We start from the raw sequence: 3,875 nt of genomic DNA on the forward strand, positions 1-3,875 counted from the left end.
AACGTTCGACGCTGTTGCGTTGCCTGTCTCACGTCCAATCCGTGGTGGAGCGGCGCAATACCATCCCCATCCTCTCGAACGTCTTGATCGAGGCGGCGGCGGGCGGCGCGCTCAAGATCATGGCGACCGACCTTGACCTGCAAGTGGTGGAAACGGTCGGCGCGGTGGCGGTGGAACAGCCCGGCGCCATCACCGTCTCTGCCCATCTGCTGTTCGACATCGCGCGCAAGTTGCAGGACGGCAGCCAGGTCAGCCTGGACGCTTCCGAAAACCGCATGGTGGTGAAGGCCGGACGCAGCCGTTTCCAGCTTCCCACTTTGCCGCGTGATGATTTTCCAATGATCGCAGAAGGCGAGCTGCCTACCAGCTTCGAGCTTCCGGCGGTCACGCTGGCCCAGTTGATCGACCGCACCCGCTTCGCGATCTCCACCGAAGAGACGCGCTATTACCTGAACGGCATCTTCTTCCATGTCGCCGAAGACCAGTTGAAAGCAGCGGCCACCGACGGGCATCGTCTGGCTCGCTTCACGCTGGCCTGTCCGGAAGGTGCACAGGGAATGCCGGACGTGATCGTGCCGCGCAAATGCGTGGCCGAACTGCGCAAGCTGCTGGAAGAATCGCTCGACACCAATGTGCTGATCGAATTGTCCGCCAGCAAAGTGCGCTTCACGCTGGGCGGTGAGCATGGCGTGGTCCTCACCAGCAAGCTGATCGACGGGACCTTCCCCGATTACAGCCGCGTGATCCCCACCGGGAACGACAAGCTGCTGCGGATCGATCCCAAGAGCTTCTTCGAGGGCGTGGACCGCGTGGCGACCATCGCCACCGAGAAGACGCGCGCGGTGAAGATGGCGCTCGACACCGATCGCGTCACGCTGTCGGTCACCTCGCCGGACAACGGCACCGCCGCTGAGGAAGTGCCCGCGCAATATGGCTCGGACGGCTTTGAGATCGGCTTCAACGCCAACTACCTCAAGGACATCCTCGGCCAGATCGAAGGCGACACGGTGGAACTGCACCTCGCGGACGCGGGCGCGCCGACGCTGATACGCCAGGACGACAAGAGCCCCGCGCTCTATGTCCTGATGCCGATGCGGGTGTAGAGCCGGCCTCGGCCTCCACCCGTTCCGCGCCGTTTCGAAGTCACCCCGCGTCAGCCCCGGGCATAAGGCTCCGTGCCGCAACCTAGCCGAACGAGCGGATCCCGGATCTGGCCGATTTAGTGGTGGCGATAGCGCAGGAATAGCCTAAGGCATGCGTTCCGACGTCGGCGTTTCTCGCCGCCTTTGACTGCGGTTCATGCGTGCGGTATAACCCTCTCCCGGTCACACGCCCCGGCGTCCGCTTTACCGACGAAGGGCGGGGCCTGTACGCCGGTGCGGCGTTGACAATCCTTACGAATCAATTTAAGCGCGCCCTTCGCTCGACAGAAACGGCTGTGTCCGCAGTGGTGTTCGGCATTTTTGCCCGCTCCTACCGGTCCTTTCGTCTTCGTGGATCCCCCACCTGTCATAAGAGCGTCAGAGCGTTGAGATAGGCGGGGCCAAGGCTCCCCTGTGGAGCAGGAGAATTAAGTGGCTCGTATTGCCGGGGTAAACCTCCCCACCAACAAGCGCGTGATCATCGCCTTGACCTACATTCACGGTATCGGTCGCACCAATGCCGTCAAGATCGCTGACAAGCTGGGCATCGATCATGCCCGCCGCGTGCAGGATCTCTCGGACGCCGAAGTGCTTCAGATCCGCGAAACCATCGACGCCGAACACACCGTTGAGGGTGATCTTCGTCGTGAGACCGCGATGAACATCAAGCGCCTGATGGACCTCGCCTGCTATCGTGGCCTGCGTCACCGCAAGGGCCTGCCGGTTCGTGGCCAGCGCACGCACACCAATGCGCGCACCCGCAAGGGCAAGGCCAAGCCGATCGCCGGCAAGAAGAAGTAAGCCGCGCCTTTTACAGGCAGCAGCTTTCCCTCAGCGAATTTCGACAGGATAAACCGACATGGCACGCGAACCACAGCGCATTAAGCGCCGCGAGCGCAAGAACATCTCGAGCGGCATTGCGCACGTCAACGCCAGCTTCAACAACACCATGGTGACCATCACCGACGCCCAGGGTAACGCGATCTCGTGGTCGTCCGCGGGCATGATGGGCTTCAAGGGCAGCCGCAAGTCCACCCCGTATGCCGCGCAGGTGGCTGCGGACGACGCCGGCAAGAAGGCCGCCGAGCATGGCGTGCGCACCCTCGAAGTCGAGGTCAAGGGCCCGGGTTCGGGTCGCGAGAGCGCCCTGCGCGCCCTTCAGGCGGTCGGCTTCACCATCACCTCGATCCGCGACGTGACCCCGATCCCGCACAACGGCGTTCGCCCCTCGAAGCGTCGCCGCGTCTGATCAAGTCCCGGTGGACGGGTCCGGTTCCTAGGCCGGATACCCGCCGCCACGCATCGGCCGCGGCCCATTCGGGCTTAGCGGCCGAAGTCGCACTGAATTACCCCAGGGGAAGCACATGACCGTCAACATCAAGAACTGGCAGGAACTCAAGAAGCCGAACAGCCTTGAGATCAAGCCGGGGGCTGACCCCAAGCTTCGCGCCACTTTCGTTGCAGAACCGTTGGAGCGGGGCTTTGGCCTGACGCTCGGCAACGCGCTGCGCCGCGTGCTGCTGTCCTCGCTGCAGGGCGCGGCGATCACGTCGATCAAGATCGAGAACGTCCTGCACGAATTCTCCAGCCTTGCCGGCGTGCGTGAAGACGTGACCGACATCGTTCTGAACGTGAAGCAGATCGCGCTTAAGATGCAGGGCGAAGGCCCCAAGCGTCTCCAGCTTTCCGCCACGGGCCCGGCCCAGGTGAAGGCAGGCGATATCGCCGTGTCGGGCGACATCGAGGTGACCAACAAGAACCTCGTGATCTGCCATCTCGACGAAGGCGCGACGCTGAACATGGAACTGACCGCGGATAGCGGTAAGGGCTACGTTCCGGCCGTCTCGAACCGTCCCGTCGATGCGCCGATCGGCCTGATCCCGGTGGACTCGCTCTATTCGCCCGTGCGCCAGGTCTCCTACAAGGTGGACAACGCGCGTATCGGCCAGGAGCTGGACTACGACAAGCTCAGCCTCACGGTGGAAACCGACGGCACTGTCAGCCCCGAGGACGCCGTGGCTTACGCCGCGCGCATCCTGCAGGACCAGCTGGCGCTGTTCGTCCACTTCGAGGACGCGGCTCCGGTCGGTCAGTCGCCGATGATCGGGATGGCTGCCAGCGGTGGTGCTGCTACCGAAGAGAGCGATACCAACCAGCTCAACCGCTACCTTCTCAAGAAGGTGGACGAGCTGGAACTGTCGGTGCGTTCGGCCAACTGCCTCAAGAACGACAACATCATCTACATCGGCGATCTGGTTCAGAAGACCGAAGCCGAGATGCTGCGTACGCCGAACTTCGGCCGCAAGTCGCTCAACGAGATCAAGGAAGTGCTCTCCTCGATGGGTCTGCGCCTCGGCATGGACATCCCGGGCTGGCCGCCCGAGAACATCGAAGAGATGGCCAAGAAGCTGGAGCAGGAGTTGTTGGGCTAATCAGCCCGGCAACGGACTTCCCGGTCAGCGGCACTTAACGTGCCGTCTGATGTTACCGGTGAGAACCCGTGACGGTCTGGCAGCAGCGATAGAGAATAAGCGGGATCCCGGCGCAAGGCCGGGGTGACGAAAGTGGGATAGCTTACTTTCACCCGCAAAAAAGGGCAGGGCCGTCCCCCTTAAGCGACGGCCAGGACCGGGCTACCTCACACGGGCCCCTTACGAACGGAGTACACGAAAATGCGTCATAAAATGGGCGGCCGCAAGCTGCAGCGTGCCACTGGCCACCGTACTGCGCTGC

Annotated in this window: 4 protein-coding genes; all 4 read left to right on the forward strand. The window is 62.9% G+C overall.

Annotation, left to right across the window (positions count from 1 at the left end; all coding sequences use genetic code 11):
- Positions 1-1,103: DNA polymerase III subunit beta (gene dnaN / locus ACHWRX_RS12865; RefSeq protein ID WP_394659489.1), on the forward strand; the 1,103-nt coding region annotated here is incomplete at its 5' end.
- A 471-nt stretch (positions 1,104-1,574) separates the two neighbouring features.
- Positions 1,575-1,943 (forward strand): 30S ribosomal protein S13, encoded by a 369-nt coding sequence (gene rpsM, locus ACHWRX_RS12870; protein ID WP_058736859.1) that lies wholly within the window; start codon positions 1,575-1,577, stop codon positions 1,941-1,943.
- A 58-nt stretch (positions 1,944-2,001) separates the two neighbouring features.
- Positions 2,002-2,391: a 30S ribosomal protein S11 gene (gene rpsK / locus ACHWRX_RS12875; protein WP_058736858.1), complete on the forward strand. Its 390-nt coding sequence runs from the start codon at positions 2,002-2,004 to the stop codon at positions 2,389-2,391.
- A gap of 115 nt (positions 2,392-2,506) precedes the next feature.
- Positions 2,507-3,574, forward strand: coding sequence for a DNA-directed RNA polymerase subunit alpha (locus tag ACHWRX_RS12880; protein ID WP_058736857.1), 1,068 nt, complete (start codon positions 2,507-2,509; stop codon positions 3,572-3,574).
- Positions 3,575-3,875: the final 301 nt, after the last annotated feature.

Origin of the sequence: uncultured Novosphingobium sp., assembly GCF_964277725.1 — a bacterium.
GTDB lineage: Bacteria > Pseudomonadota > Alphaproteobacteria > Sphingomonadales > Sphingomonadaceae > Novosphingobium > Novosphingobium fluoreni.

Excerpts from the sequence above, each read along its gene's own strand:
- ACHWRX_RS12880 (WP_058736857.1), top strand. The coding sequence starts at position 2,507 with ATGACCGTCAACATCAAGAACTGGCAGGAACTCAAGAAGCCGAACAGC.
- rpsK (WP_058736858.1), top strand. The coding sequence starts at position 2,002 with ATGGCACGCGAACCACAGCGCATTAAGCGCCGCGAGCGCAAGAACATC.